This is a genomic window from Stenotrophomonas sp. 21LCFQ19 (assembly GCF_056861425.1).
In genome coordinates this window covers 60,954-87,170 of record NZ_JBSPUF010000017.1, presented here as the reverse complement: position 1 = coordinate 87,170, position 26,217 = coordinate 60,954, and the positions used below count along the sequence as shown (strand labels likewise).

General features: G+C 63.4%; 24 protein-coding genes, 11 tRNA genes and 1 other RNA gene. 9 read left to right on the top strand and 27 right to left on the bottom strand.

All coding sequences use genetic code 11. The features are described from left to right. Positions 1-67 precede the first annotated feature (67 nt). Positions 68-520, top strand: a complete 453-nt coding sequence (locus AC13FW_RS17335; RefSeq protein ID WP_482989890.1) for a GNAT family N-acetyltransferase — start codon at positions 68-70, stop codon at positions 518-520. 8 nt (positions 521-528) lie between these two features. On the opposite strand, the gene AC13FW_RS17330 is transcribed toward AC13FW_RS17335, so the two are convergent. Beyond that, positions 529-846 (bottom strand): DMT family transporter, encoded by a 318-nt coding sequence (locus AC13FW_RS17330; protein ID WP_482989889.1) that lies wholly within the window; start codon positions 844-846, stop codon positions 529-531. 310 nt (positions 847-1,156) lie between these two features. Between AC13FW_RS17330 and ffs the strand changes: the two genes are divergently transcribed. Next, an RNA gene (ffs, locus tag AC13FW_RS17325) (signal recognition particle sRNA small type) lies at positions 1,157-1,253 on the top strand. Positions 1,254-1,628: 375 nt separating this feature from the next. Here ffs and AC13FW_RS17320 read toward each other — a convergent pair. Both AC13FW_RS17320 and AC13FW_RS17315 read right to left on the bottom strand, forming a co-directional pair. Beyond that, the gene (locus AC13FW_RS17320) at positions 1,629-2,393 is read right to left on the bottom strand and encodes an MBL fold metallo-hydrolase (protein ID WP_482989888.1); all 765 of its coding nucleotides are present in this window, start codon (positions 2,391-2,393) and stop codon (positions 1,629-1,631) included. A 1-nt stretch (position 2,394) separates the two neighbouring features. Then, a complete protein-coding gene (locus tag AC13FW_RS17315) occupies positions 2,395-3,144 on the bottom strand; it encodes a 3-deoxy-D-manno-octulosonic acid kinase (RefSeq protein ID WP_296247846.1) in 750 nt (249 codons plus the stop codon). 20 nt (positions 3,145-3,164) lie between these two features. Between AC13FW_RS17315 and AC13FW_RS17310 the strand changes: the two genes are divergently transcribed. After that, positions 3,165-4,211 carry a glycosyltransferase family 9 protein gene (locus tag AC13FW_RS17310; protein WP_482989887.1) on the top strand — a complete coding sequence of 349 codons (1,047 nt, stop codon included), beginning with the start codon at positions 3,165-3,167 and terminating at the stop codon, positions 4,209-4,211. A 246-nt stretch (positions 4,212-4,457) separates the two neighbouring features. On the opposite strand, the gene AC13FW_RS17305 is transcribed toward AC13FW_RS17310, so the two are convergent. Next, the gene (locus AC13FW_RS17305) at positions 4,458-4,856 is read right to left on the bottom strand and encodes a DUF6165 family protein (protein WP_296247850.1); all 399 of its coding nucleotides are present in this window, start codon (positions 4,854-4,856) and stop codon (positions 4,458-4,460) included. A 121-nt stretch (positions 4,857-4,977) separates the two neighbouring features. Beyond that, positions 4,978-5,068 (bottom strand) — tRNA-Ser (locus AC13FW_RS17300). A gap of 202 nt (positions 5,069-5,270) precedes the next feature. On the opposite strand from AC13FW_RS17300, the gene AC13FW_RS17295 reads away from it, so the two are divergent. Beyond that, positions 5,271-5,975, top strand: coding sequence for a PP2C family protein-serine/threonine phosphatase (locus tag AC13FW_RS17295; protein WP_282272066.1), 705 nt, complete (start codon positions 5,271-5,273; stop codon positions 5,973-5,975). Between the two features lie 38 nt (positions 5,976-6,013). Here AC13FW_RS17295 and dnaQ read toward each other — a convergent pair whose 3' ends face one another. Genes dnaQ through AC13FW_RS17280 form a run of 3 tightly spaced genes read right to left on the bottom strand, consistent with a single transcriptional unit; the run spans position 6,014 to position 7,767 of the window. Beyond that, positions 6,014-6,742 carry a DNA polymerase III subunit epsilon gene (dnaQ, locus tag AC13FW_RS17290; protein ID WP_296247854.1) on the bottom strand — a complete coding sequence of 243 codons (729 nt, stop codon included), beginning with the start codon at positions 6,740-6,742 and terminating at the stop codon, positions 6,014-6,016. Positions 6,743-6,750: 8 nt separating this feature from the next. Beyond that, positions 6,751-7,203, bottom strand: coding sequence for a ribonuclease HI (gene rnhA, locus AC13FW_RS17285; protein ID WP_296247856.1), 453 nt, complete (start codon positions 7,201-7,203; stop codon positions 6,751-6,753). Between the two features lie 15 nt (positions 7,204-7,218). Continuing rightward, a complete protein-coding gene (locus AC13FW_RS17280; protein ID WP_296247857.1) occupies positions 7,219-7,767 on the bottom strand; it encodes a class I SAM-dependent methyltransferase in 549 nt (182 codons plus the stop codon). 116 nt (positions 7,768-7,883) lie between these two features. Here AC13FW_RS17280 and gloB point away from each other — a divergent pair, with 116 nt between their 5' ends. Together gloB and AC13FW_RS17270 are read left to right on the top strand one after the other, a co-directional pair. Then, entirely contained in the window at positions 7,884-8,648 is a 765-nt protein-coding gene (gene gloB / locus AC13FW_RS17275) for a hydroxyacylglutathione hydrolase (RefSeq protein WP_482989886.1), read from the top strand. Then, complete coding sequence (locus tag AC13FW_RS17270) at positions 8,645-9,862, top strand: lytic transglycosylase domain-containing protein (RefSeq protein ID WP_482989885.1); 1,218 nt, start codon at positions 8,645-8,647, stop codon at positions 9,860-9,862. The genes gloB and AC13FW_RS17270 overlap by 4 nt, the downstream gene beginning before the upstream one ends. A 603-nt stretch (positions 9,863-10,465) precedes the next feature. Here the strand turns inward: AC13FW_RS17270 and AC13FW_RS17265 are convergent. The 16 genes from AC13FW_RS17265 to AC13FW_RS17190 form a co-directional block, all read right to left on the bottom strand. Further along, a complete protein-coding gene (locus AC13FW_RS17265; RefSeq protein ID WP_482989884.1) occupies positions 10,466-12,427 on the bottom strand; it encodes a peptidyl-prolyl cis-trans isomerase in 1,962 nt (653 codons plus the stop codon). A gap of 127 nt (positions 12,428-12,554) precedes the next feature. Beyond that, a tRNA-Asp gene (locus tag AC13FW_RS17260) sits at positions 12,555-12,631 on the bottom strand. 62 nt (positions 12,632-12,693) lie between these two features. Beyond that, positions 12,694-12,770, bottom strand: a tRNA-Asp gene (locus AC13FW_RS17255). A gap of 83 nt (positions 12,771-12,853) precedes the next feature. After that, positions 12,854-12,930: transfer RNA gene (locus tag AC13FW_RS17250), tRNA-Asp, on the bottom strand. A gap of 31 nt (positions 12,931-12,961) precedes the next feature. Continuing rightward, a tRNA-Val gene (locus AC13FW_RS17245) sits at positions 12,962-13,036 on the bottom strand. A gap of 12 nt (positions 13,037-13,048) precedes the next feature. Continuing rightward, positions 13,049-13,321: an HU family DNA-binding protein gene (locus tag AC13FW_RS17240; protein WP_282270927.1), complete on the bottom strand. Its 273-nt coding sequence runs from the start codon at positions 13,319-13,321 to the stop codon at positions 13,049-13,051. Between the two features lie 205 nt (positions 13,322-13,526). Beyond that, the gene (gene lon / locus AC13FW_RS17235; protein ID WP_482989883.1) at positions 13,527-15,986 is read right to left on the bottom strand and encodes an endopeptidase La; all 2,460 of its coding nucleotides are present in this window, start codon (positions 15,984-15,986) and stop codon (positions 13,527-13,529) included. A 138-nt stretch (positions 15,987-16,124) separates the two neighbouring features. Continuing rightward, complete coding sequence (gene clpX / locus AC13FW_RS17230) at positions 16,125-17,414, bottom strand: ATP-dependent Clp protease ATP-binding subunit ClpX (RefSeq protein WP_282270923.1); 1,290 nt, start codon at positions 17,412-17,414, stop codon at positions 16,125-16,127. Positions 17,415-17,542: 128 nt separating this feature from the next. Then, entirely contained in the window at positions 17,543-18,169 is a 627-nt protein-coding gene (gene clpP, locus AC13FW_RS17225; RefSeq protein ID WP_057629317.1) for an ATP-dependent Clp endopeptidase proteolytic subunit ClpP, read from the bottom strand. A 66-nt stretch (positions 18,170-18,235) separates the two neighbouring features. Continuing rightward, the gene (gene tig, locus AC13FW_RS17220; protein ID WP_282270920.1) at positions 18,236-19,531 is read right to left on the bottom strand and encodes a trigger factor; all 1,296 of its coding nucleotides are present in this window, start codon (positions 19,529-19,531) and stop codon (positions 18,236-18,238) included. 175 nt (positions 19,532-19,706) lie between these two features. After that, positions 19,707-19,791, bottom strand: a tRNA-Leu gene (locus AC13FW_RS17215). A 159-nt stretch (positions 19,792-19,950) separates the two neighbouring features. Next, positions 19,951-20,026, bottom strand: a tRNA-Lys gene (locus tag AC13FW_RS17210). 112 nt (positions 20,027-20,138) lie between these two features. Further along, positions 20,139-20,214, bottom strand: a tRNA-Lys gene (locus AC13FW_RS17205). A gap of 77 nt (positions 20,215-20,291) precedes the next feature. Next, positions 20,292-20,368 (bottom strand) — tRNA-His (locus tag AC13FW_RS17200). Between the two features lie 35 nt (positions 20,369-20,403). Next, positions 20,404-20,480, bottom strand: a tRNA-Arg gene (locus AC13FW_RS17195). A gap of 44 nt (positions 20,481-20,524) precedes the next feature. Further along, positions 20,525-20,601: transfer RNA gene (locus AC13FW_RS17190), tRNA-Pro, on the bottom strand. A gap of 140 nt (positions 20,602-20,741) precedes the next feature. Between AC13FW_RS17190 and AC13FW_RS17185 the strand changes: the two genes are divergently transcribed. Next, complete coding sequence (locus tag AC13FW_RS17185; RefSeq protein ID WP_482986198.1) at positions 20,742-21,503, top strand: Bax inhibitor-1/YccA family protein; 762 nt, start codon at positions 20,742-20,744, stop codon at positions 21,501-21,503. 257 nt (positions 21,504-21,760) lie between these two features. On the opposite strand, the gene AC13FW_RS17180 is transcribed toward AC13FW_RS17185, so the two are convergent. From AC13FW_RS17180 to grxC, 3 genes are all read right to left on the bottom strand, one after another. Further along, positions 21,761-22,765, bottom strand: coding sequence for an isocitrate dehydrogenase (locus AC13FW_RS17180; protein ID WP_282269697.1), 1,005 nt, complete (start codon positions 22,763-22,765; stop codon positions 21,761-21,763). 131 nt (positions 22,766-22,896) lie between these two features. Further along, complete coding sequence (locus tag AC13FW_RS17175) at positions 22,897-23,289, bottom strand: carboxymuconolactone decarboxylase family protein (protein WP_282269701.1); 393 nt, start codon at positions 23,287-23,289, stop codon at positions 22,897-22,899. Next, entirely contained in the window at positions 23,286-23,597 is a 312-nt protein-coding gene (grxC, locus tag AC13FW_RS17170; protein ID WP_482989882.1) for a glutaredoxin 3, read from the bottom strand. Before grxC ends, AC13FW_RS17175 begins: the two co-directional genes overlap by 4 nt. A 129-nt stretch (positions 23,598-23,726) precedes the next feature. Between grxC and AC13FW_RS17165 the strand changes: the two genes are divergently transcribed. Beyond that, positions 23,727-25,379 carry a M48 family metalloprotease gene (locus tag AC13FW_RS17165; RefSeq protein ID WP_482989881.1) on the top strand — a complete coding sequence of 551 codons (1,653 nt, stop codon included), beginning with the start codon at positions 23,727-23,729 and terminating at the stop codon, positions 25,377-25,379. 112 nt (positions 25,380-25,491) lie between these two features. After that, complete coding sequence (gene phoB / locus AC13FW_RS17160) at positions 25,492-26,181, top strand: phosphate regulon transcriptional regulator PhoB (protein WP_282269705.1); 690 nt, start codon at positions 25,492-25,494, stop codon at positions 26,179-26,181. The last annotated feature ends 36 nt before the right edge of the window (positions 26,182-26,217 follow it).

The window sequence follows — 26,217 nt, the reverse complement described above, 5'->3', positions numbered from 1 at the left end:
GGGCTAAAGCTAAAACCAAAACCAAAGCCAAAGCAGCCCCCCCTCCCCAGCTGCTAGATTGCAGCCCATGCCGATCCGTCCCTATCAACCGTGTGATGCAGACGCCTGCCTGTCGCTGTTCGACAGCAATGTGCCCAAGTACTTCACGCTAGCCGAACGCGCAGACTTCGAGCAGTTCCTACAGCGCGATGCGCAAGGTTGCGACTATCAGCTGATCGAGCACGATGACCAAGTTGTCGCCTGCGGCGGTTTGGCGATACGGGACGATGGCGTCGCCGTTTTCTGCTGGGGCATGGTCGAGCGCAGCCTGCATCGGCAGGGGTTCGGCAGGCAATTGAGCCTTGCGCGTTTACAGCAGGCCAGACAGAACCCGAACGCGAAGCGCGTGGAGCTCAGCACCAGTCAGCACACGCAGGATTTCTACGCGCGACTCGGATTCAGCGTGACCCGGATCGTGGCGGATGGCCACGGTCCGGGTCTGGATGCAGTCGAGATGGTGTTGGTGCTGCGCGAGGACTGAGGCCGTTATCAGCTGCTGGACAGCTTCATCAGCACCAACCCGCTGACGATCAGCACCGCCGCGCCAATACGCATCGCACTGATCTGCTCGCCGAGGAAGATGATGCCGATGACGAAGGCACCTACCGCACCGATACCGGTCCAGATCGTATAGGCCGTGCCCAGCGGCAAGGTGCGCATGGCCAAGGCCAGCAACCAGAAGCTGGCGATCATGCCGACGATGGTGACGATGCTGGGAACCAGCTTGGTAAAACCGTGGGATTGCTTCATTGCCAGCGCCCAGACGATTTCCAGCGCACCAGCGATCACGAGATAGATCCAAGCCATACAGCCTCCTAGAGAAGCCAGGCCGTCCTGGGTGAAGTCCCGTGATGGGCGGAGGTCGTCCTCCGTTGGGTGGGCATTCTATCCAAGCCGGGCGTCTGGGGCCGCTAAATGGCGGCTGCGGGTTACACGGGGTTCAAGCCGGAACGCTGGTCGGGCGGTAGTGCATACGCTACAATCGCCGCACACGATCAGGACCTGCTCCAGTTTGTGTCCGGTCCATGAAGCATCGGCGGCTGATGATCGCATCGCCCCAGCCTCTCGTATCGTGAATGGCCGCGCCTAGCGCGGCCAAACCGTCTCTATGGTGGCCCCGTCGGCCCCTCGCGACGCTAGGTCGAAAATCCCGCCAGGGCCGGAAGGCAGCAACGGTATCGATCGACGCGGGCGCCGAGGTCAGCCGGCGGGGTCGCCACCTTTTTGGGCCTTGGAAAGTTCCGCCGCTGATGAAGCGGTGGCTTTTGCTTGTGCGCGTTGTAGCCCGGGTAAGCGCAGCGCACCCGGGGCTTTGGGTCGGGGGGGACTTCTGCCGGACGATCGACTGGGTTGCCGGCCACGAATCGGGCTCTTATTCGTTAAGAGCTACCCGACATGCGTCCCGGGTGCGCTGCGCCTAGCCGGGCTACGTTGCTTCGGAGGGTTCGGGTGAGGCTGATCTGGACCGGCTCCGGCCTTGCCCTCACCCCAACCCCTCTCCCGCAGGCGGGAGAGGGGCTCAGTGATCATTGCTGCGGACAATTTGGGCTCTACGTGCGCCTAAGCTCCGTGGAGCCGCAGCCCGACGCTCAACCCTCAAACCGCTCCGCACGCGGTGCCGTCGGCTCGGCCAGTACAACGCACTCACCCGGCATCGCCACGCGGTGGCCGCGCGCGCGCAGGGCGTCGCCGTCGGCGGCGCTGGCGTAGTGGTAGAGCATCATCCGTGCCTGGGTGGCGGCGTCGTATTCGCGCTCCAGATCATCCACGCCGGTGTGCGAAGGATTGCCGTGCAGTCCGCAGTCGTGCGCGATCAATTCGTTGTCATCGGCAAATCGCGCCAGCATCTCCGGGATCGGGCGGGTATCGCCGCTCCATACCACTGCGCCCTGCAGGCGCAGGCCGTAGGCGGTTTCCGGCCAGTGATGGCGCACCGGGAACACTTCCAGGCGCACGCCCTCATGCCAGAACGCCTCACCGACCACGATCAGCTGGAAGGCATCCCAGAAGTTGGCGCCGCCCTCGGCCAATACGTTCGGGTAGTCGCCTACCCGCTTGTGCAGCAGCGGCACCAGCGGCGCTGGCACGTATAGCCGCACCTTGCCGCGCCGTTGCGGGTTGAAGAAGGCATCGACGAACAGACGCTCGAAACCGGCCACATGGTCCAGATGGATATGGGTGACGAACACCGCATCCGGCATGGCGCGGTAATGGTTGCGATAGGCGGTCAGCCCTTCGCCGCCGCAATCGATGGTCAACCATGGCTGGCCGCCGTGCTCGATCACCGACATCGGCGAACCCAGCTCCACCGCCGACGCATTGCCGACGCCAAGGAAACGCAACGCCCAACTCATCTCACACGCCCCGGTTCCAAGCCAGATCATAGGCGCGGCGCAGCCGCGCATAGTCCTGCTCGACGTCCTCGCGGCTGCGCGCGCCGCGCAGCTTCAGCAAGGAGCGCAGCAGGCGCTTGAGGTTGCGCTCGCGCCAGCGGGTGGCGGGAATGCGCAGCACGCCGCGATCGAAATCGATCAGCCAACCACGGCGGGCGTCATCAAACAGGATGTTGTGGGCATTCAAATCAGCGTGATCCAGGCCCGCACGGTGGAAGCGCGCGATCATCCGCCCGGCCTCCTCCCATGGCGCGCCGCGCCCGGCGACCTGCGCGTGGTCGGCCAGCGAGCGCACGTCTTCCAGCCGCTCCATCAGCAGTGCCGCCTTGTAGCGCAGGCCTTCGCGCATGTAGAACGCCGCGTAGGGACGCGGTACCGGCAGCTTCTGCGCGATCAGTTCGCGCATCAGGCGGAACTCGGCAAAGCTGCGCGTGCGGTTGGCACCACGCCACAGATAGCTGCTGTGGCTGATCTTGGCGGCGACACCGCCGCGCAGGTACTGGCGCAGCACGCTGCGACCGAACGGCGCATCGATGAACCATGCGCCGCCACGGCCGCCATCGCCCACCGGATGGGCCTTGCTGCCCCACTGCGCAGGCACGAACAAACCGGGATCGGCTTGCCGCAGGCGTTCGCGGTCGAACAGAATGGCGCCATAGCCGCGACCATCGCGGCAGGGCGTCAGCGCTTCAGTGGCGTCGAATGCGACCATCTTTACGAGTCTAACAACACATGCCTGCATCGTCGTCCCCGTTGTGTCTTTTACGCCTGTCGGCACTGGGTGATGTCACCCATGTGGTGCCGCTGGTACGCACACTGCAGCGGGGGTTTCCGGGCACGCCACTGCACTGGGTGATCGACAAGGCCGGCCACAAGCTGCTTGATGGCTTGCCCGGGGTCAGTTTCCACGTCTACGACAAGAACAGCGGATTGGCTGGAATGCGTGCGCTGCGTCGCGAATTTCCGGCCGGTCGTTTCGAGGCCCTGCTGCAGATGCAGGTGGCCGCGCGCGCCAACCTGCTGTCAGCCTTCATCCCGGCCAAGCGCCGCATCGGCTACGACAAGTCACGCTCCAAGGACCTGCATGGGCTCTTCATCAATGAGCGCATCCCCGACCGCCCCGGCATCCATGTGCTCGATGCCATCGGCAGCTTCTGCGAGCCGCTGGGGCTGAAGCAGACCGAGGTCAGCTGGGACCTGGCCACACCGCCGCAGGCGCACGAGTGGGCGCGCGCGCAGTGGGAGGAAGATGGCCGGCCGGTGTTGATGATCTCGCCCTGCTCCAGCCACCAGCGCCGCAACTGGTACGCCGAGCGCCACGCCGCGCTGGCCGACCACGCTGCAAGCCAGGGCTGGCGGGTGGTGCTATGCGGCGGACGCAGCGAACTGGAACGCAGCACCAGCGACGCCATCCTCGCCGCGATGAAGCACCCGGCGCTGGACCTGGTCGGCAAGGACACGCTCAAGCAGTTGCCGGCCCTGCTGGCCCGCGCCTCGCTGCTGGTCACCCCGGACTCGGGGCCAATGCATATCGCCAATGCGGTCGGCACCAAGGTGCTGGGCCTGCATGCGGCCAGCAACCCGGCACGCAGCGGCCCGTACTCGGACCGCCGCTATTGCGTGGACCGTTATGACGATGCCGCCCGCCGCTATCTCAACAAGCCGGCCAGCGCGCTGAAATGGGGCACCAAGATCGAGTTCGACGACGTGATGTCGTTGATCACGGTGGAGGATGCGATTGCCGCGTTCGAGCGCTATCGCGCGGATCATCAAAGCTAGGCAGCTGCAGGAGCCGCTTTTTTGCAGGAGCGGCGTAAGCTGCGAAGCTAACCATGCTGCAGCGCTGGGAATTCCCGCCATCTGCTGATCTACGAGCTTCGCGGCTTACGCCGCTCCCACAAGGCGGATTTGGTTTTTATGTGGGAGCTGCGTCAGCTGCGAAGCTGACTGTGCTGACGCGCCCGGCATTCCTGCCATCTGATGATGTACGAGCTTCGCGGCTCACGCCGCTCCTACGAAACAGATTCAGCCCGCCCGGTAGTCCTGGTAGGACTTCTCTTCCACGTAGCTGGAACCCAGCGCCAGGTTGATGGCCTTCTTGATGCGTGCACGCTCATCGTTCTGGATGTAGACGCTGCGGGCCAGCTGCACGAACGAATCGTCGAAGGCCTGCGCCTTCTCTTTCAGGCGGATGTCGTCTTCGATGTCCCACAGGCGCTCATTGACCGCCTTCAGCTCGGTACGCAGCGCCGCGATGTCCTGCGCGGCGGCCGGGTGCGCCGCCCAGGTGCTGTCCAGCGCGTTCAACTCATTGCGCACATTGGCCAGCTTGGCCGCGTCGCTCATGCGCTCGGACTTGATCTGCAGGATGGAGATCTTGTCCAACAACTCACCGAAGGACACGGGGACGAGGATTTCTGACATGGGGCTTACCGGTTGGATCAGGCGCACAGTGTAGCCGCTGCTGCCGGGTATTCAGCCGCAGAGCCAAGGTGCAGGAGGAGCAAAAAGAAAAAGCCACCCGAGGGTGGCTTTTTCAAGTATCTGGCGGAGAGGGGGGGATTCGAACCCCCGAGGCGCTATAAACGCCTGCCTGATTTCGAGTCAGGTACATTCAACCGCTCTGCCACCTCTCCAGATGGTCCCGGCGAACCGGGCTGCGAATAATAAGGGGCATCGGCTGCGCGGACAAGCGGTTTTTAACAAAAAAACGCTATTGGCCATCCCGGCGCTGCATTCCGCCAGCCAAACGAGTGTCTGCAGGCGCTTGCCGTACACCTCCATGAACGCGATGATGCAGAGACCTTCACCGTTGATATACAGCCCGCTCGGGCACTCATGATCGAATTTGGACACCTCAGCCACGTCGGCCTGCGCCGCCAGCTCAATGAAGACACCTACTACGGTGACGGCGAGCTTGGCCTGTGGCTGGTGGCCGATGGTATGGGCGGCCATGCCTGCGGCGAGGTAGCCAGCGCCTTGGCGCGCGAAACCATCGTCCGCGAGGTGCGCAACGGCGCTTCGCTGGTGCAGGCCATCCGCACCGCCGATGAGGAGATCATCCGCACCTCGCGCCGCCGCAACGACAGCCTGCCGATGGGTACCACGGTGGTGGCCGCACGCGTGCAGGGCAATCGTTTCGAGGTGGCCTGGGTTGGCGACAGCCGCGCCTACCTGTGGCGCGACGGCAAACTGGGCCAGCTCAGCCAGGACCACAGCTATGTGCAGGAACTGATCGCCCAGGGCACGCTCACCGCCGAGCAGGCGCGCGCGCATCCTCACCGCAATGTGGTCACGCAGGCATTGGGCGTGACCGATCCGGCCCACCTCAACGTCGCCACCATGACCGGCGAACTGCGTCCTGGCATGCAGCTGCTGCTGTGCAGTGATGGGCTTACCGAGGAAGTCGACGATGCCGGCCTCACCGAGGCACTGGCCCACGGCGACTGCAGCGCGCAGGAATGCGTGGATGCGCTGGTCGCCGCCGCACTGGATGGCGGCGGCTCGGACAACGTCACCGTCGTCCTGGTCCGCTGCCACTAAAGCAGCGGAATTCCGCTCAAATCAACGACCGGCGTGACTCAGGCCGGCTCGCTCGGCGCGGGCGCGGGCTCGCCGTCCCACCACGCATGGCCGGCTTTCTTGCGCAGCCTGGCCAGGCGCGCCTCGTGCGCTTCCTGCTCGGAAGCGGTCACCAGTACGCGGGGGCGCGGCAACAGCGCCGACACATCGAATGTCTGTGCAACACCGCTGGCACTGGTCGATTCGGCTTCCGGCTGGCCAAAACCAATTTCTTCCTGGCCCGAGGTCAGCGCGATATAGACGTCGGCCAGGATCTGCGCATCGAGCAGGCCGCCATGCAGCGTGCGGTGGGCATTGTCCACACCCAGCCGCCGGCACAGTGCATCCAGCGAGTTGCGCTGGCCGGGATAGCGCTCGCGCGCCATCGCCAGGGTATCGGTCACCGTCACCCGGCTGGCCAGGCGGCCCTTGCCGGCCAGGCTCATCTCGTTTTCGAGGAAGCCCATGTCGAACGAGGCGTTGTGGATGATCAGCTCGGCACCGTCCACATAGGCCAGGAACTCATCCACCACTTCTTCGAAGCGCGGCTTGTCGGCGAGGAAATCCAGGCTCAGGCCGGTGACTTCCGCGGCGCCGGATTCAAAATCGCAATCCGGCTTCAGGTAGCGGTGGAAGTTGTTGCCACTGGGCCGCCGCTCAAGCAGCTCCACGCAGCCGATTTCGACCACGCGGTTGCCCTTCTTCCATTCCAGGCCGGTGGTTTCGGTATCAAGGACGATCTGGCGCATCAGCTACCTCAGTTGCTCGCGGCGCCAGCGCGCACGCGGATTGCAGCATCGCGGGCCAACTGGTCCACGCGTTCGTTGTCCGGGTCACCGGAATGGCCCTTCACCCAGCGCCAATCGATCTGATGACGCTGTGTGGCCTCGTGCAGGCGCTCCCACAGGTCACGGTTCTTGACCGGATCACCGCCGGCAGTCTTCCAGTTGCGTCGCACCCAGCCCGACATCCACTCGGTGATGCCCTGGCGCACGTACTGCGAATCGGTGAACAAGGTGATGTTGCAGGGCTCGCTGAGCGTTTCCAGGCCCATGATCGCGGCCATCAACTCCATCCGGTTGTTGGTGGTATGGGCTTCGCCACCGGCCAGCTCGCGCTCATGGCCCTTGTAACGCAACAACGCGCCCCATCCGCCGGGGCCGGGATTGCCGAGGCAGGCGCCATCGGTATGTACTTCAATTGACTTCATAGTGTTCCGTTGAATTCAGGTCGCCACCGGGTCGCGCCAACTGACGCGACTGGCCTTGATCGGGCCGATGTAAGCCTCGGTGCGTTTTTCAGCTTCCAGCACGCACAAGGCGCGCAGGGCCGGCAAAGCCGTGCCCGGGGTGTTGCCCGACTGCGTCCACAGCGGGCCATAGTGCCGCAGCGAGCGACATCGTATGCCTTGCCGCTGCAATAGTGTCCTGCAACGTGTCACCGAAGGTGGCCGCGCGCCCTGCCATTGCCAGTGCGCGCGGTAGGGACTGCAGCGGTTGAGCAGGGTCACCCAGACCCGACCGCCGGGCATCAGCACCCGCGCGCATTCGGACAGCAAGGGCTCCAGCTCCTCGGCCGCCGGATGCTCGATGACGATGGCCTTGATCGACTCGCTGGGCAGCGGCAACGGCAGGCTGCACCGCAGATCGCCCGTCCAGCCCGGCGCTTGCGGGTTGCGGTGCAGGCGCAGGCCGCGGCCCTGCGGCGGGGAATCGGGCTGCCAGAAGGCGTTTGGCGCCAGCCACAGCCATGGCGGCGAGGGAAATCCGCGCATTTGTTCAGACAGCAACCGCTGCTCCCATTCGCGCATCGCCTGTGCCCCGGCTTTCTCAAACCAGGGCGAGACTGCAGCTTGACGGGGGGACTGGGCGGCAGGCATTTTCCAATTCTATGCGACTGATCGCCCTGCCCGCATTTCAGGACAACTACATCTGGGCGCTGCAAACGCCCGATGACCGCACGATTTTCGTCGACCCCGGCCAGGCCGGTCCGGTTTTCGAAGCCGCTGCGCAAGGCATGCAGCCTGCAGGTGTCCTGCTCACCCACCACCACGACGACCATATCGGCGGGGTGGCGGAGTTGCGTGAGCGCTGGCCGCGCTTGCGGGTCATCGCGCCGGTAGATGAACGCATCGCACTGGAATGTGAACGAGTCAGCGAAGGCAACCGGGTAGAATTGTCCGGCTTCGACTTCAGTGTGATGGAAGTTCCCGGTCACACCCGAAGCCATATTGCCTACTACGGCCACGGCCATTTGTTCAGTGGCGACATGTTGTTCAGCTTGGGCTGTGGACGCATGTTCGAAGGTACGCCGGCCCAGATGTTGGCCTCGCTCCGGCGAATGGCCGCCCTGCCCCCACAGACACTGGTCTGCTGCGGGCACGAATACACGCTGGCCAATGCCGTGTTTGCGCGGCATGTCGACCCCACCAACGCGGCATTGCAGCGCCGCCAACAGGAAGCCTCGGACATGCGCAGCAGTTCCCGTCCTACCGTTCCCGCCATCCTGGCGAGCGAACTGGAATGCAATCCGTTTCTGCGGACCGCCGATACCGCCATCGTTGCAGCGATTGCGGCGCAGCTTGGTCGCGCGCCCACCGACGAGGTGGAAGTCTTCGCCGAATTGCGGCGGTGGAAAGACGGTTTTCGCGCATGAGGCGGCTCTGTCTGCCGTTGGTGCTGGGGATGTTGTTGGGCACGGGCAGCGGCACGCTGGCCGCGCAGACGCTTCCCGTCAGCGCCGGCATGACCCAGAACGTCGCCGCACTCACTGCATTACCGCTGGACCCGGCCTCACTGCCGGCCCCGACCACCCGTAACGGCCGCGAGATCTTCGCCAACTTCCGTGAGGGCCTGGCCGCACCACAGTGCGACGCCGAAGCCACCAGCCCACGCTGGCGCAAGCAGTTCTCGCACGCCCCGTCGCGACTGGGCAATGTCGAGGACGACGCGCTGCCGCTGTTCGGCTACGTCGTCGACGAGCTGCGCAGTGCCGGCCTGCCGACCGAATTCGCGCTGATCCCCTTCGTTGAAAGCGGCTACCGCCCCGGCGCCCGCAACGCCAGCGGCCCGGCCGGGCTGTGGCAGTTCATTGCCACCACCGCGCGCAACCACCGCGTGCCGATGGAGAAGGGCTATGACGGCCGCCTGTCGGCGGTGGATTCCACCCGCGCCGCGGTGCGCTACCTGAAGACCCTGCACGGCATGTTTGCCGGTGACTGGCAGCTGGCGGTGATGGCGTACAACGCTGGTGAATACCGCATCCTGCAGTCGCTGCGCCGCGGCGGCATGAACGCACAGAACGCCACCGCTTCCGAACTGCCGGGCCTGTCGCCGATCACCTATGCCTATGTTGAAAAGCTGCACGCACTGGCCTGCGTGCTGGAACAGGCCGAGAACGAACCCGACCTGATGGCGGCGCTGGACCGCCAGGTGCCGATCCTGAAGGGCCACACCCTGCCGGCCAACACCACCCTCGCCGCCTGGTCGGCGCAGAATGCGCTGGATCCGGCCCGCATCGCCCGCCTCAACCCCGCCCTGACCAGCTCGCGCTCCGGTGCCCGGGTGCTGGCACCGGCTGCGGCCATGGGCAGTGTGGAGAGCGACAACAGCGAGAGCGTGCTGGTTGCGACCCGCGATGCGGCACCTGCCGCAGCGACGCCCGTCGCCAGCCGCCGTCCTGCCGCTCCCTCGCGCGCGGTCGCCTCAGCCAGCACTGGCAGCCGCCACACCGTACGCAGCGGCGAATCGGCCTGGACCATCGCCCGCCGCTACGGCATTTCGGTGAAGACCCTGCTCTCGTCCAACAACCTGGATGCCAGCGCGGTGCTGAAGCCGGGCATGGTGCTGCGTTACGACGAGGCGCGCTGAGCCATAGCTGTCACACAGCAGAACGAAAGCAGAAGCCCGGCCAATGGCCGGGCTTCTGCGTTTGGTGTTGGGCTTCTGCGTTTGGTGTTGGGCTTCTGCGTTTGGTGTTGGGCTTCTGCGTTTGGTGTTGGGCTTCTGCGTTTGGTGTTGGGCTTCTGCGTTTGGTGTTGGGCTTCTGCGTTTGATGTTGGTTTTTGCGTTTGATGTTGGTTTTTGCGTTTGATTTTGGTTTTTGCGTTTGATGTAGTGCCGAGCCATGCTCGGCAGGGGCTTCAGCGCTGACCTACCCGCCTGTGGGAGCGGCATAAGCCGCGAAGCTGGTGATCCATCCGATTGCGCGGATACCGGCGATTCCATTGCTGTCGGCTTCGCGGCTTATGCCACTCCTGCAAAAGAGCTGGAGATTGCCGGTAAAGCCCCAGCCGAGCATGGCTCGGCACTACCAATGCTGCAGGCTGTATCGGTAATGCCCTTGCCGAGCATGACTCGGCACTACCCGGGGCTGCTGGCTGTATTGGTAATGCCCTTGCCGAGCATGGCTCGGCACTACATGAACAAAAAGCCCGGCTTTCGCCGGGCTTTTTGTTGGGGCTGCTCAGATGCTTAGAGCTGGGATTCCTGCACCTGCACCTTGTAGCGCTTGCGCATGCCGTCGACGTAGGCCTTGGCTGCGGCGGCGCCGTCGATCTGGCTCAGCTGGTCCTTGAGCATGGCCTGCTGCGCTTCCGGCACTTCGGCCGGGTTGCCCGGCGTCACCTTGGTGACCGCGAACACGGCATAGCGGCCCGGCTCCATCTCGACCTTGCCATAGCTCGGCTTGTCGCCGACCGGAGCCGCTGCAGTGAACGCAGCGCGGTTGGCTTCAACAGTCGGCATCGGTGCGGTGCGCGGCAGGCCCGGCATCGGCAACAGCTGCAGCTGCTCGCTGCCAGCCAATGCCTGCAGGGTCTGGCCGGCGTTCAACTTGGCCAGCAGCGCGTCCGCTGCCTTCTTCGAGGCTTCTTCGGAACGGTGCGCACGTACCGCGGCAATCACCTGCTCACGCGCCTGCGCAAGCGGAATCGCCTGCTCCGGGGTGTGTGCGGTAACGCGGACCATGACCGTGTGGTTCGGAGCCAGTTCGATCGGGTCGCTGACCGTACCGTCTTCCTTCAACGTATCGGAGAACACGGCCTTCAGCACAGCAGGATTGGCGGCGATGCCGCTGGCGGTGGCACGGTTGAACGGGCCCAGGGTCTGCACCGGCAGGCCAACTTCCTTGGCTGCGCCACCCAGCTCGGTCGGGTTCTTGTAAACCAGATCGACCAGGCGACCGCTCAGCTCATTGAATGCCTTCTCGGTATCGGCCTGCAGCTGCTCGGCAGCCAACTGGTCACGCACTTCCTCGAACGGACGGCCTTCGCCACCCTTGATCTCGCGCAGCTTCAGCACGTGGTAGCCGAACTCGGTCTTGACCGGGCCGACCACATCACCGGCCTTCATCGCGAACAGCGCGTCTTCGAACGGCTTGACCATCACGCCCTTCTCAACCCAGCCCAGGTCGCCACCGGAATCCTTGGAGCCCGGATCTTCCGAGTTGGCCTTGGCCAGCGCGGCGAAATCGGCACCCGGCTGCTTGGCCTCCGCGGCCAGCTTGGCGGCCTTGGCCTCGGCGGCCTTCTCGTCGCTGCCCTTGGCAATCAGGATGTGCGAAGCCAGACGCTGGTCGGCGCTGACAAAACGCGCCTTCTCGTCTTCATAGCGCTGACGCAGCGTGGCTTCGTCAGCCGCCGTCGCGGCCGGCATGCTCGCAGCATTGAGCTCGACGTACTCGATGGTGACGCTTTCCGGCTGGCGGAAGTCCTTCGGATGCGCCTTGTACCACTGGTCGATCTCGGCGTCCGTGACCGCTGCAGTATCTGGCGCAACGACCGGCAACAGTGCGAATTCCACATCACGGGTTTCACCAAGCAGCTTCAGCAGACGCTCGCTTTCACCCTTGGTGGTGAAGCCCGATTGGGCCAGTGCCGAAGGAATGATCGACTGCTGCAGGCTCGAGCGCACCAGCTGTTCGAACATCGCCGGCGTACGCGGCGGCATGCTCTGGGCAAGCGCCAGACGGTACTGGTCCGGATCGAACTTGCCATCCTTCTGGAAGCCTGGAATCGACGCGATGTAGTCGCGCACGGCCTTGTCGCCGATGACGATATGCGCGTCTTCAGCAGCCAGGCGCACAACCTGCTCGTCGATCAGCTGATCGAGCACGAGGCGCTTGTTTTCGGCGGTTTCAAATTCGCGCGGGTCGAAGTTGTCGCCCTGCTGCTCACGCGCCTGCATGCGCGCCTGCTCAAAACGGGTACGGAAGTCCTCGACGCTGACTTCGTGGTGGTTCCACAGGAACGACATCGGCCACCATGACGGTGCCGAGGTCCACCACGACGGCGGCGCCGACACTTTGGCAACGTTCTGTGCGCCGACGCCACCGAGGTAGCTGTTGTCGATCACAAACAGGAACGGGATCATCAACAGGCCCATGATCACCGTAACGATCCAGCCTGAGGTCTTGTCGCGAAGTTTCTGCAGCATGGGCAAATCGAGGCCTGAGTGGCGAGCCGGGCAGTTTAACCCGCTTCCTGCCCCGCGCCCAACTCGGCCGCTGCCAATAGCGGGGCAAAAAAAAGCCCCCGGCTTGCGCCGAGGGCTTTGAGACATCTGGCGGAGCGGACGGGACTCGAACCCGCGACCTCCGGCGTGACAGGCCAGCATTCTAACCAACTGAACTACCGCTCCACATTTGACTCGACCACCACCGGTTGCCCGGGGCGCGCGCTCCGAAAAGCGACTTGATTAAATGGCGGAGCGGACGGGACTCGAACCCGCGACCTCCGGCGTGACAGGCCAGCATTCTAACCAACTGAACTACCGCTCCACATTTAATTTTTTAGCTTTCCCTCCCTCTTGTGGAGTTTGAGAAAACAAGGCCCCCGATTTTGTCAGGGGCCAATTTGAAACTGGCGGAGCGGACGGGACTCGAACCCGCGACCTCCGGCGTGACAGGCCAGCATTCTAACCAACTGAACTACCGCTCCACACTTTCAAACTGTACTGCAATGCTTAACTTGGTGGGTGCTGAGGGTTTCGAACCCCCGACCCTCTCCGTGTAAGGGAGACGCTCTACCGCTGAGCTAAGCACCCCAGCTGAGCCGCTTAGTTTACAGCGTCTTTCAGAGCTTTACCAGCCTTGAAGGCAGGATTTTTTGCAGCAGCGATTTTGATCTCTTCGCCGGTCTTCGGGTTACGGCCGGTGCGCGCAGCGCGCTCACGAACCTGGAACGTACCGAAGCCCACCAGAGTCACGGCATCACCCTTCTTCAGGGCCTTGGTGATCTCGGCGATGACGGCATCAACCGCACGGCCAGCTTCAGCCTTGGTCAGGTCAGCAGCACCGGCAACGCCATCGATCAATTCGGTCTTGTTCATTCTGTAAAACTCCCTTTGCGGTAATCCGCGGAATTATTGAGTGGCACCCGTACGTCCCCAAGACGCACGACTGCCGAAGAACCTGCAAACACGCCGACAAAAAACCACTGCCGCGTGAGTCGCACTTTTATACCAGTGCCCCCCTACCCGCGCAAGCTGAAAAGCCTTTAATGACGCGGGTTTTGAGGGGTTTTACGTTCACATTTCAGTGCTTGACGCGGGCCGTCGGAGCTGCCTTCGCCTTGCCGCGAACTGCGACACGCTGCGCACTTTTGCCGGCTTTCTTCGGCCTCAGCGGCGTTGCCAATGCGATATCCAGCACTTCGTCGATCCACTTCACCGGCACGATGGTCAGGTCGCGGGTGACATTGGCCGGGATATCCACCAGATCCTTGCGGTTCTCTTCGGGGATGACCACGGTGCGGATGCCGCCGCGCAGCGCAGCCAACAGCTTCTCCTTCAGACCACCGATCGCGGTAACACGACCACGCAAGGTGATCTCACCGGTCATTGCCACTTCGGCCTTGACCGGCACCTTGGTCAGCGTGGATACCAGCGAGGTCACCATCGCGATGCCGGCGCTCGGACCATCCTTCGGCGTCGCGCCATCGGGCACGTGCAGGTGGACATCGTGCTTCTGCAGGAAATCCACGTCGATGCCGAGTGCCTCGGCACGTGCACGCACCACCGACAAGGCAGCCGTGGCCGATTCCTTCATCACGTTGCCAAGCTGGCCGGTGAGCGTGACCGCGCCCTTGCCCGGGATCAGCGTCGACTCGACCTGCAGCAGCTCGCCGCCGACTTCGGTCCAAGCCAGGCCGGTGACCAGGCCGATCTCGTTTTCTTCCTCGGCACGGCCGAAGTCGAAACGTTGCACGCCCAGGTACTTGTCCAGGTTCTTCGCGTCCACCACAACCAGCGCCTTCGGCTTCTTGGCCGACTTCTTGGCAGCAGCCTTCTTCACCGGCTGCGGGCCGGCCAGGGCGATTTCCTTCACTACCTTGCGGCAGATCTTGGCGATTTCGCGCTCGAGGTTACGCACACCGGATTCGCGCGTGTAATAGCGCACGATGCCGCGGATGGCATCTTCTTCGATCGCCAGCTCCTCCGCCGTCAGGCCATTGGCCTTGAGCTGCTTGCTGAGCAGGTAGCGGGTGGCGATGTTGAGCTTCTCGTCTTCGGTGTAACCCGGGATGCGGATCACTTCCATGCGGTCCAGCAGCGGACCCGGAATATTCAACGAATTGGAGGTAGCCACGAACATCACTTCGCTCAGGTCCAGGTCGACCTCGAGGTAGTGATCGTTGAAGGCGTTGTTCTGTTCCGGGTCCAGCACTTCAAGCAGTGCCGAGGACGGATCGCCGCGGAAGTCCATCGACATCTTGTCGATCTCATCCAGCACGAACAGCGGGTTCTTGCTGCCGACCTTGTTGAGGTTCTGCACGATGCGGCCCGGCATCGAACCAACATAGGTACGGCGATGGCCACGGATCTCGGCCTCGTCGCGCACGCCACCAAGGCTCATGCGCACGAACTTGCGGTTGGTGGCCTTGGCGATGGACTGGCCCAGCGAGGTCTTGCCCACGCCCGGCGGACCGACCAGGCACAGGATCGGGCCCTTCATCTGCTTCACCCGCGCCTGCACTGCAAGGTATTCAAGGATGCGATCCTTGACCTTGTCCAGGCCGTAATGGTCGGCATCCAGCGTGTCCTGCGCGACCTTCAGATCCTTGCGGACCTTGGTGCGCTTCTTCCACGGCACGCCCAGCAGCCATTCCAGATAATTGCGCACCACCGCGGCTTCGGCCGACATCGGCGACATCTGCTTGAGCTTGTTGAGCTCGTTCTTGGCCTTCGTCTCGACCGGCTTGGGCATGCCGGCTTCGGCGATCTTGCGCGCCAGTTCTTCCATCTCACCCGGCGCTTCATCCAGGTCACCCAGTTCTTTCTGGATGGCCTTCATCTGCTCGTTGAGGTAGTACTCGCGCTGGCTCTTCTCCATCTGCGACTTGACGCGGCCGCGGATGCGCTTCTCCAGCTGCTGCACGTCGATCTCGCCGTCGACCAAGCCGACCAGCATCTCCAGGCGGTCGCCGACCTGCAGGGTTTCCAGCAGCTTCTGCTTGTCGGCCAGGCGCACGCCGATGTGCGCGGCGATGGTATCGGCCAGGCGCGTTGGTTCTTCGATGCCGGCCAGGGTCTGCAACAGCTCCGGCGGCAGCTTGCGGTTGGTCTTGACGTACTGCTCGAACAGCGACATCAGCGAACGGGCAATCGCCTCGATCTCACGCGGCTCGCGCGATTCGTCCGATTCGATTTCCACGCCATGGCCCTGCAGCGAGCCGTCCTGCTCATGGACCTTGTCCACGGCAACGCGCGACAGGCCTTCGACCAGCACCTTGATGGTGCCGTCGGGCAGTTTCAGCAATTGCAGTACCTGCGCCAGGGTGCCGACCGTGTACAGGTCGGCAGCCGCCGGGTCGTCGGTTTCGGCCGACTTCTGCGCAAGCAGCAGGATGCGCTTGTCGGCCTCCATCGCGCGCTCCAGCGCCTGCATGGACTTGTCGCGGCCCACGAACAGGGGGATGACCATGTGCGGGAACACCACCACGTCGCGTAGCGGCAGGACCGGCAGGTCGAGGACTTCGAGTTGGGACTGGGCCATGGGGGCTCCGAGATTCGGTGGAGGCTAAATAAAAAAAGCCGATGGCCCCGTTATGGGGCCATCGGCGAGGTGTTGCAAGAGCTGTCGAAAGCTGAACGTGAGCGGCGCAACCGCCTATTCACCTCAGTTCGCCCGGGTTCACTCGCCAGAGGCGGTTTTGACCGGTTCCGGCGGCGCCTGGTAGACGATGTACGGCTCGGATTTGTTCTCGATGACCGACTCGTCCACGACCACCTTGCTGACGTTTTCCTGCGAGGGCAGCTCGTACATGGTGTCCAGCAGTACCGACTCGACGATGGTGCGCAGGCCACGGGCGCCGGTCTTGCGCTTCAGCGCCTTCTTGGCGATGGCCGACAGCGCATCGGGGCGGAACTCCAGCTCCACGTTCTCCATCTCGAACAGCTTCTTGAACTGCTTGGTGATGGCGTTCTTGGGCTCGGTCAGGATCTGGATCAGGGCCGCTTCGTCCAGCTCTTCCAGGGTCGCGACCACCGGCAGGCGGCCAACGAATTCCGGGATCAGGCCGAACTTGATCAGGTCTTCCGGCTCGACTTCAGCCAGCACCTTGCCCACTTCCTGCTTGCGCTCGGCACTCTTCACCTTGGCACCAAAACCGATGCTGCTGGTATCGGTGGAACGAGCCTGGATCACCTTGTCCAGGCCGGCGAACGCGCCGCCGCAGATGAACAGGATGTTCTTGGTGTCGACCTGCAGGAACTCCTGCTGCGGGTGCTTGCGGCCGCCCTGCGGCGGAACGCTGGCCACGGTGCCTTCGATCAGCTTCAGCAGGGCCTGCTGTACGCCTTCGCCAGACACGTCACGGGTGATCGACGGGTTCTCGCTCTTGCGCGAGATCTTGTCGATTTCATCGATGTAGACGATGCCCTGCTGTGCCTTCTCGACGTCGTAGTCGCACTTCTGCAGCAGCTTCTGGATGATGTTTTCCACGTCCTCACCCACGTAACCGGCTTCGGTCAGGGTGGTCGCATCGGCCATGGTGAACGGCACGTTGAGCAGGCGCGCCAGCGTTTCGGCCAGCAGCGTCTTGCCCGAACCGGTTGGGCCGACCAGCAGGATGTTGGACTTGGACAGCTCGACGTCGTCGCTCTTGGAACGGCTCTCGATGCGCTTGTAGTGGTTGTACACCGCAACCGCCAGCGTGCGCTTGGCGCGGTTCTGGCCAATCACGTACTGGTCGAGCACCTCGAGGATCTCGCGCGGCTTGGGCAGCGAACTGCGCGCCGACTGCGCCTTTTCCTCAAGTTCCTCACGGATGATGTCGTTGCACAGCTCCACGCATTCATCACAGATGAATACGCTCGGGCCTGCGATCAGCTTACGAACTTCGTGCTGACTCTTGCCGCAGAACGAGCAGTACAGAATCTTGCCACTGCTGTCCCCGGTACGACCTTGCCGGTCTTCGCTCATGCTTCGCTTACCCAGTTGCTTCCCCCTCTGAACAGGGGGTTCAATTTCGAGAATAGCACAGGGCCGGAGGGACACCAGTCCGATTCCGACCCTGCAAAAATAGGCCGATTTTCTGGCCGTTCAACGCATCAGGAGGCCTGGATGCTCTCTTCCGGACGGCGCTCCAGCACCTGGTCCACCAGGCCGTACGCCGCAGCTTCGGCCGCGCTCTTGAAGTTGTCACGCTCGGTGTCGCGGGCGATGGTCTCCAGGTCCTGGCCGGTGTGCTTGGCCAGCACTTCGTTCAGGCGCGAACGCAGGGTCAGGATTTCACGGGCGTGGATGTCGATGTCCGTGGCCTGGCCCTGGTAGCCGCCCAGCGGCTGGTGGATCATCACGCGTGAGTTCGGCAGCGCGAAGCGCTTGCCCGGCGCACCGGCAGCTAGCAACAGCGCGCCCATCGAGGCGGCCTGGCCGATGCAGGTGGTGCTGACGTCCGGCTTGATGTACTGCATGGTGTCGTAGATCGCCATGCCAGCAGTGACCACACCGCCCGGCGAGTTGATGTAGATGCTGATTTCCTTCTCGGGGTTTTCCGACTCAAGGAACAGCAGCTGCGCGACCACAACGTTCGCCATGTGGTCGTCGATCGGACCGACCAGGAAAATCAGGCGCTCTTTGAGCAGGCGCGAATAGATATCGTAGGCGCGCTCGCCGCGGCTGGTCTGTTCGACCACCATCGGAACCATGTTCAGAGCTTTGGTTCGGTTGTCCATTACGTGAGGCACCTATTTTGGGAGGGAACTCCCCGCGCCGTGGCGCGGGGATGAAACACCGCCAGCTTACTGGCGGATGGCTTCCTGGAACGTCAAGGCCTGCTCGGTGTGCTGGGCACGCTCGGCGATCCAGTCGATGACCTGCTCTTCCATCACACGGTTCTGCAGACCCGACATAAGCTGGGGATCATTGCGGTACATCTCAATGACCTGCTCCGGCTCTTCGTAGGTCGAAGCGATCAGGCGCATGGTTTCGTTCAGGCGCTTCGGGTCCAGGCGCAGCTCGTTCTTGCGGGCCACTTCGCCGACCAGCAGGCCGACCAGCACGCGCTTGGAAGCGGCATCCTTGAAGCCTTCGTGGGCATCGGCCGGCACTTCGCCCGGGTTGCCGCCCTGGCGACGGATGGCATCGATCTGCTGGGCCAGCATCGAGCGGGCTTCACCCTCGACCAGGCGCGGCGGCAGCTCGACCGAGGAATAAGCGGCAATCAGCTGCTCGCCCACTTCGCGGCGCAGGCGGTTCATCAGCGCGCCCTTGAGCTCGCGCTCCAGGTTGGAACGGATGTCGGCGCGGAACTGCTCCACGTCGCCGTTCTTCACGCCGAAGCTCTTGATGAAGGCGGTGTCGACTTCCGGCATGTCCTGCTCGGACACTTCAACGGCCTTGACGGTGACCTGCACGGTCTTGCCCGCCAGTGCCGGCACGCGCCAGTCAGCCGGGAACTCGACGTCCAGGGTCTTTTCTTCGCCCTTGGCCAGGCCGACCAGGCCCTTTTCGATCTGCTCGAACATCATGCCCTGGCCGATGATGATGGTGCCCTTCTCGACACCCTCAGCCGGCAGACGCTCGTCGCCAGCCTGCGACCAGGTTTCCAGACCAACCAGATCGCCTTCCTGGGCGCCACGTGCAACCGGCTTCCAGGTGCGGCGCTGGGCGCGCAGGTTCTCGATCATCTGGTCGATGTCGGCATCGCTGATTTCGGCGGTGTGGCGCACGACGGTCAGCTTGGTGACGTCGACGTCGCCGAAGTCCGGGATCAGCTCAACGGTGGCAACGAAGTCGAACTCGCCTTCGCCAGCCTTGTCGATGCGCGGGTTACCGGCAATGCGCAGCTCGTGCTGGCGCAGGGCGGCGTCAAAGGTCTCGCGCAGCAGGCCGTCCAGCGCCTCGGCGCGCACCTGCGGGCCAAAACGCTGTTCGATCACCTTGGCCGGCACCTTGCCCGGACGGAAACCCTTGATGCGCGCGGTGCGCGCGATTTCGCCCAGACGGCCGCTGATATGCCCCTGCAGACGCTCTTCCGGCAGCGAGAAGCTCAGGCGGCGTTCCAGATTGCCGGTGGATTCGATCGAAGCTTGCATGTTGACTCCTGCCACCGGCGGCAACCGCGCCGGTTCGATGTGATGGATGAAACGGTTGTAGGGCGCGGTTATGCACCGCAGCCCTTTAGTTTGGCCGATATCGCCCGTGGCCGCCAGCGGGCAGACCCATACAGGTTGTCAAAAAGGCCCGCAGCGGGCAGAGAACACCACTGTCTGGTGCGAAAGGGGGGACTCGAACCCCCACGCCTTGCGGCACTGGAACCTAAATCCAGGGCGTCTACCAATTCCGCCACTTTCGCAATACTGACTCAGCGCAGCATTGTTGCAGGAGCGCCAGCAAAGCGGAAGCCAGCCCCGCCTGCGCATCGATCAAACGATGAGCGCCCCAACAATGCCAAGACGGCATGCCGCCCTGGCTAAGAAAAAAGCCGCCAGATTTCTCCAGCGGCTTCTTGATTTGGTGGGCTGTCAAGGATTCGAACCTTGGACCTATTGATTAAGAGTCAACTGCTCTACCAACTGAGCTAACAGCCCTGAAACTTCGAGGTGAATTCTACACTACAAGCGTGTTTCATGCACCCGCCCAAAACGCCGGGCTTACATAAAAAGAGAAAGCCGCTGGATCGCTCCAACGGCTTTCTTGATTTGGTGGGCTGTCAAGGATTCGAACCTTGGACCTATTGATTAAGAGTCAACTGCTCTACCAACTGAGCTAACAGCCCTGAAAATCAGGAGGCGAATAATGCCCCAATCCGACTTTTATTGCAAGCCCGGATTTCACTCCGAAGCCTTGAAACAGTGGGGTGGCTGAGGGGATTCGAACCCCCGACCACCGGAATCACAATCCGGTACTCTAACCAACTGAGCTACAGCCACCACTGAAACCTTACTTACCTACCGCTTGCACCTGATGGCGCGCCCGACAGGAATCGAACCTGTAACCGCCGGCTTAGAAGGCCGGTGCTCTATCCAGTTGAGCTACGGGCGCTCTGACCGGATTGTCGCACTCCAACACGCGCTTGGTGCGTTGGATGGTCGGGGTAGAGGGATTCGAACCCCCGACATCCTGCTCCCAAAGCAGGCGCGCTACCAGACTGCGCTATACCCCGGCGGTGAATCCTTCCAATGCCCCGGAAAGGTCGGCTATTGTGGGAAAAACGCGCCTACCTGTCAACGGTAAATTTCATTTTGTTTGAATTGGGTATGCTGGCGTTCGATTCCCGCCCATTTCATAGCAACGGAGCATTGCATGCGCAGCGGCAACCCTGCCCTTTCCGATACAACCTTCCTCGACCTTGGCAGCGGCAGCGTGGTGTCGCGCGGCGCCGATGCGATGAGCATCAACGGCACGGTCAACAAGACCGGCATTCTGTTGTTGCTGGCCGCGTTGACTGCCGCGTTCGCATGGAACGGCACGCTCAGTGACAGCGGCGAGCTGCTGCCTGCCGCCAAACTCTACATGTGGGGCGGCCTGATCGTCGGCTTCATCCTGTCGATGGTGACCATCTTCAAGAAGACCTGGGCACCAGTCAGCGCGCCGCTGTATGCGCTGGCGGAAGGCCTGTTCCTGGGTTCGATCTCGGCCATCTACGAAGCGCGCTTCAACGGCATCGTGTTCCAGGCGGTGATCCTCACGTTCGGCACCTTGTTCGCGCTGCTGTTCGCCTACCGCAGCGGCCTGATCAAGGCCACCGAGAACTTCAAGCTGGGCGTGGTCGCCGCTACCGGCGGCATCGCCCTGGTGTACCTGGCGACGATCGTACTGGGCCTGTTCAACATCAATATCCCCTTCATCCATGAGTCCGGCCTGATCGGCATCGGCTTCAGCCTGTTCGTGGTGGTGATCGCCGCACTGAACCTGGTGCTGGATTTCGACTTCATCGAAAGCGGCGTGGAAGCCGGCGCACCGAAGTACATGGAGTGGTACGGCGCGTTTGGACTGATGGTCACCCTGGTGTGGCTGTACATCGAGTTCCTGCGCCTGCTGTCGAAGCTGCAGTCGCGCAACTGAGGTTGCTGCAGGTTGTTTGCGAAGGGCGCCCTTTGGGCGCCCTTTGTTTTGTAGTGCCGAGCCATGCTCGGCTGTGGCATTACCGATAAGGCCTCTGCCGAGCATGGCTCGGCACTACAACTGACCCCACCCTCTGCCGAGCATGGCTCGGCACTACAACTGGCCCCACCCTTTGCCGAGCATGGCTCGGCACTACGCAAACAAAAACGGAGCGCTTTCGCGCTCCGTTTCTGTACCAGCAACTACCGCAGCTGCACTCAGAGGCGGCTGGCGATGGCCTGGGCGAAGCCCATGGTGGAGCCGTTGCCGCCCAGGTCGCCGGTCAGCGAATCCTTGGCTTCCATCGTGGCAACGATGGCCTTGCGCAGGCGCTCGGCGTTTTCCGGCTGGCCGACATGGTCCAGCATCTGTGCAGCGCCCAGCAGCAGGGCGACCGGGTTGGCCTTGCCCTGACCGGCGATGTCCGGTGCGGTGCCGTGCACGGCTTCGAAGATGGCCGCGTCAACGCCGATGTTGGCACCCGGGGCCAGGCCCAGGCCGCCGACCAGACCAGCACACAGGTCGGAGATGATGTCGCCGAACAGGTTGGTGGTGACGATGATGTCGAACTGCTCCGGACGCATCACCAGCTGCATGCAGGCGTTGTCGACGATCATTTCCTGGAACTCGATTTCCGGGTACTTGGCGGCGACTTCGCGCGCCACGTCCAGGAACAGGCCCGAAGTCGACTTGATGATGTTGGCCTTGTGCACGGCGGTGACCTTCTTGCGGCCGGTGCTCTTGGCCAGCTCGAAGGCGTAGCGCACGATGCGCTCGGAGCCCTTGCGGGTGATGCGGGTGCCGGAGAACGCGGTCTCGCCGTCGGCCGACACTTCCTGGCCTTCGGCCAGGTAGGCGCCTTCGGTGTTCTCACGCACCGTGATCATGTTGATGTTCTCGTAGCGCGACTTGGTGTTCGGGAACGAGATGGCCGGGCGCACGTTGGCGTACAGGTCGAACTGGCGACGCAGGGCAACGTTGATCGAGCTGAAACCACCACCAACCGGCGTGGTCAGCGGGCTCTTCAGGGCGACCTTGTTCTTCTTGATCGACTCCAGGGTGGAAGCCGGGATCAGCTCACCATGCTTTTCCAGCGCGGCCAGGCCGGCGTCGGCGAACTCATAGCTCAGGCCAGCGCCGAGCTTGTCCAGCACGAACAGGGTGGCGTCCATGATTTCCGGGCCGATGCCATCGCCGCGGATGACGGTGATTGTCTGCGTCATTTCTAGGTATTCCGAACAGGGAGGAGGAATGCGCCATCCGGCTGCCCGGAACCCGGCGCGATTGAAAAGGTTTCAACTGTCAATTATGCCTGATCAGCCGCGCCAGCCCCAACTGGACGAAGGTCTGGGGTTCAGCTGTGCTCGTGCCCGGCCGGGGCCTCGGCCGCGCCGTTCTCCAGCTGGTCGAGGAAATCCACCGCCCGCCGCAGGTGCGGGATGACGATGGAGCCCCCCACCACCAGGCCGACCGAGAAGGTCTCGAAGAACTCCTCGCGACTGACCCCGGCCTCCTTGCACTGGGCCACGTGGTAGCTGATGCAGTCATCGCAGCGCAGCACCATCGAGGCGACCAGGCCCAGCAGCTCCTTGGTCTTCACGTCGAGCGCGCCAGCCTGGTAGGTCTGCGTATCGAGCGCGAAGAAGCGCCGCACCACCTGGTTGGGCTCGGCCAGGATGCGCTGGTTCATGCGCTGGCGGAATTCGGTGAACTCGGCCAGACGGTCCTTTTCGTTGTCCGCGCTCATGCGCCCTGCCCGGCCAGCAACGGCTCCAGCTTGCCTTCGCGGTGCAGCGCGATCATGTCGTCATAGCCGCCAACATGAACGTCGCCGACGAAGATCTGCGGCACGCTGGTGCGCTTGGTCAGCGCCATCATCTTCTCGCGCGCGGCCGGATCCAGGTCGATCCGGACCTCGGTCCACGACTGGTTCTTGCTCTTCAGGAAATTCTTTGCCGCTACGCAGTACGGGCAGACGGCGGTGGAGTAAATGGTGATCTCCGGTACACCGGCGCTGGATGAGGTTGTCACAACGAAACTCCTGGGTGGAAACATTGTCTATATATGGTACCGGTCGCGTGGATTTTCGATGCCACCGGCAGAACACAGCGGGTTAACCTTTGCTTCACACCCGCGCCCCGCTTCCCCGTCATCCTCCGCCCTGCCACTACCCGGAGTCATCGCTTGCGCAACCTGCTGCTTGCCACCGCCATAACCCTGGCCATGGCCACCCCACTGTCCCACGCCGATGAAAGCAAACTGCCCGACATCGGCTCGTCGGCAGGCGAGCTGCTGACCCCGGCGCGGCAGGCGGAGTACGGCGGCATGATGCTGCGCGAACTGCGCAACTACGGCTACCTGCTGGACGACCCGCTGGTGGCCGACTGGCTCACCACCATGGGTACCCGGCTTGGCTCCAACAGTGCCCAGCCACAACAGAAGTACACGTTCTTCATGATGAAGGACCGGCAGATCAATGCGTTTGCCACATTGGGTGGTTACATCGGCATGAACGCCGGCCTGGTCCTGACCGCCGAGCGCGAGGACGAAGTGGCCGCGGTGCTGTCGCACGAAATCGCCCACGTCACCCAGCAGCATGTGCTGCGCGGGGTAGAGCGTGCCCAGCGCGACCAGATCCCGATCCTGCTCGGCATGCTGGCAGCAGTGATCGCTGCGCAGCAGGCCGGCGGCAACTCCTCCGGCGACGCCACCATGGCCGCGATCACCTCCGGCATGGGGCTGATGCAGCAGCGCCAGATCAACTTCACCCGCTCCAACGAATCGGAGGCCGACCGCCTCGGCATCCGCACACTGGCCCGCAGCGGCTATGACGTGGACGCCATGGCCGGCTTCTTCGAGCGCATGTCGGCAGCGATGCGCGGCAACGAAGGTGGCTATTCCACGCCGGATTTCCTGCGTACCCACCCGGTCAACATCACCCGCATCAGCGAGGCCAAGGCGCGCGCGGAGCAGATGAAGAAGGACACCGTCCTGTTGACCACCCAGACCCCGACCGGGGTCCTGCAGGAGCGGGTCAATCCGTCAGTGCCCGATACCAGCAGCCCGCTGGGTGGCGGCAATCCGCTGCTGCCAGCCGGCCTGCAACTGTCCCTGCCCGACAACAGCCTGCCACGCGGCGCCACCGGCCAGTTCGACTGGGCCCGCGAACGCCTGCGCGTGCTCAGTGCGCCAACCCCGTCGGAACTGGTGCGCGAATACGAAGGCCTCAAACGCAGCCAGAAGAATGGCCTCACCGATGCGCAACGCTATGGCGTGGCCATCGCCCGCCTGCGTGACGGCGGTGCCGGCGGCGTTACCCAGGCCCTGCCGGAGCTGCTGCAGTTGCTGCAGGAATACCCGGGCAACCTGTGGATCAACCTGGCCGTTGGTGAGGCCGAATCACGCAGCGGCCGTCACGAAGACGCCAACAAACGCTTCGACGCCCTGCTCAAGCGCCTGCCACAAAGCCGCCCGGTGGCCCTGACCTATGCGCAGGTGCTCAATGAGCAGGGTGGCGTCGCCGCCGGCCAGCGCGCGCAGGCCATGCTGCGGCCACTGCTGGCCCGTTCCAGCGACGACCCGGTATTCCAGGCCACCTTCGCCCGCGCCAGCGAACTGGCTGGCGACAGCACCCGCGCCAGCGAGGGGTATGCCGAAGCTGCGTACCTGAATGGGCGGCCGGAACAGGCGTTGATCCAATTCCAGGCCCTGCTCAAACAACCAGGCTTGGACTACGTGAGCCGCGCGCGGGTCGACGCCCGCATCGAGTCGATCATGCCGACCGTGCTGGAAATGCGCCGACTCGGTGTGCAGGACCCGGAAATGTCACGAAAGTGAACCCGCTTGCGGCAATTTGTCGGTTTTACCCTCCATCAATGTCACAAACCCGTCATCAAACCGTAGTCTACTGAGCACATCCCTTATTGATGGGCATTCCGGTAGGCGCCACGTGCAGAAACGTATCCTGATTGTCGACGACGAACCCGCGATCCGTGACATGGTCGCCTTCGCCCTGCGCAAGGGTGAATACGACCCGGTCCATGCCGGCGACGCACTCGAAGCACAGACCGCCATTGCCGACCGGGTACCGGACATGATCCTGCTGGACTGGATGCTGCCCGGCACCAGCGGCCTGGAACTGGCCCGCCGCTGGCGCAAGGAAGTCCTCACCCGCGATGTGCCGATCATCATGCTCACCGCACGCGGTGAAGAAAATGATCGCGTCGGCGGCCTGGAAGCCGGCGTCGACGACTATGTGGTCAAGCCGTTCTCGGCGCGCGAACTACTGGCACGTATCCGTGCAGTGATGCGCCGCACCCGCGATGATGACGAAGACGGCAGCGTCGGCGTTGGCAACATCCGCATCGATGGCGCCGCCCACCGCGTCTTCGCCGGCGATGTACCGGTGCCGATCGGTCCCACCGAATACCGCCTGCTGCACTTCTTCATGACCCACCCGGAGCGCGTCTACACCCGCTCGCAGCTGCTCGACCATGTCTGGGGCGGCAGCGTGTATGTGGAAGAACGCACCATCGACGTGCATATCCGCCGCCTGCGCAAGACGCTGGAACCCTTTGGTGCCGAGAACATGGTGCAGACCGTGCGCGGTGCCGGCTATCGCTTCTCCGCCGCCACCTGAACCTTGGCGGCCAAGCAGCCGCCATAACCCGGGACA

What these genes read in the sequence shown, in the direction of transcription:
- AC13FW_RS17315 (WP_296247846.1), bottom strand. Translation starts at nt 3,144, where the DNA reads ATGGTCGCATTCGACGCCACTGAAGCGCTGACGCCCTGCCGCGATGGT.
- AC13FW_RS17265 (WP_482989884.1), bottom strand. Translation starts at nt 12,427, where the DNA reads ATGCTGCAGAAACTTCGCGACAAGACCTCAGGCTGGATCGTTACGGTG.
- grxC (WP_482989882.1), bottom strand. Translation starts at nt 23,597, where the DNA reads ATGTTTCCACCCAGGAGTTTCGTTGTGACAACCTCATCCAGCGCCGGT.
- lon (WP_482989883.1), bottom strand. Translation starts at nt 15,986, where the DNA reads ATGGCCCAGTCCCAACTCGAAGTCCTCGACCTGCCGGTCCTGCCGCTA.
- dnaQ (WP_296247854.1), bottom strand. Translation starts at nt 6,742, where the DNA reads ATGCGCCAGATCGTCCTTGATACCGAAACCACCGGCCTGGAATGGAAG.
- AC13FW_RS17175 (WP_282269701.1), bottom strand. Translation starts at nt 23,289, where the DNA reads ATGAGCGCGGACAACGAAAAGGACCGTCTGGCCGAGTTCACCGAATTC.
- rnhA (WP_296247856.1), bottom strand. Translation starts at nt 7,203, where the DNA reads ATGAAGTCAATTGAAGTACATACCGATGGCGCCTGCCTCGGCAATCCC.
- AC13FW_RS17335 (WP_482989890.1), top strand. Translation starts at nt 68, where the DNA reads ATGCCGATCCGTCCCTATCAACCGTGTGATGCAGACGCCTGCCTGTCG.
- AC13FW_RS17305 (WP_296247850.1), bottom strand. Translation starts at nt 4,856, where the DNA reads ATGTCAGAAATCCTCGTCCCCGTGTCCTTCGGTGAGTTGTTGGACAAG.
- clpX (WP_282270923.1), bottom strand. Translation starts at nt 17,414, where the DNA reads ATGAGCGAAGACCGGCAAGGTCGTACCGGGGACAGCAGTGGCAAGATT.
- AC13FW_RS17240 (WP_282270927.1), bottom strand. Translation starts at nt 13,321, where the DNA reads ATGAACAAGACCGAATTGATCGATGGCGTTGCCGGTGCTGCTGACCTG.
- AC13FW_RS17330 (WP_482989889.1), bottom strand. Translation starts at nt 846, where the DNA reads ATGGCTTGGATCTATCTCGTGATCGCTGGTGCGCTGGAAATCGTCTGG.
- AC13FW_RS17295 (WP_282272066.1), top strand. Translation starts at nt 5,271, where the DNA reads ATGATCGAATTTGGACACCTCAGCCACGTCGGCCTGCGCCGCCAGCTC.
- tig (WP_282270920.1), bottom strand. Translation starts at nt 19,531, where the DNA reads ATGCAAGCTTCGATCGAATCCACCGGCAATCTGGAACGCCGCCTGAGC.
- AC13FW_RS17185 (WP_482986198.1), top strand. Translation starts at nt 20,742, where the DNA reads ATGCGCAGCGGCAACCCTGCCCTTTCCGATACAACCTTCCTCGACCTT.
- gloB (WP_482989886.1), top strand. Translation starts at nt 7,884, where the DNA reads ATGCGACTGATCGCCCTGCCCGCATTTCAGGACAACTACATCTGGGCG.
- AC13FW_RS17280 (WP_296247857.1), bottom strand. Translation starts at nt 7,767, where the DNA reads ATGCGCGGATTTCCCTCGCCGCCATGGCTGTGGCTGGCGCCAAACGCC.
- AC13FW_RS17180 (WP_282269697.1), bottom strand. Translation starts at nt 22,765, where the DNA reads ATGACGCAGACAATCACCGTCATCCGCGGCGATGGCATCGGCCCGGAA.
- AC13FW_RS17320 (WP_482989888.1), bottom strand. Translation starts at nt 2,393, where the DNA reads ATGAGTTGGGCGTTGCGTTTCCTTGGCGTCGGCAATGCGTCGGCGGTG.
- clpP (WP_057629317.1), bottom strand. Translation starts at nt 18,169, where the DNA reads ATGGACAACCGAACCAAAGCTCTGAACATGGTTCCGATGGTGGTCGAA.
- AC13FW_RS17310 (WP_482989887.1), top strand. Translation starts at nt 3,165, where the DNA reads ATGCCTGCATCGTCGTCCCCGTTGTGTCTTTTACGCCTGTCGGCACTG.
- AC13FW_RS17270 (WP_482989885.1), top strand. Translation starts at nt 8,645, where the DNA reads ATGAGGCGGCTCTGTCTGCCGTTGGTGCTGGGGATGTTGTTGGGCACG.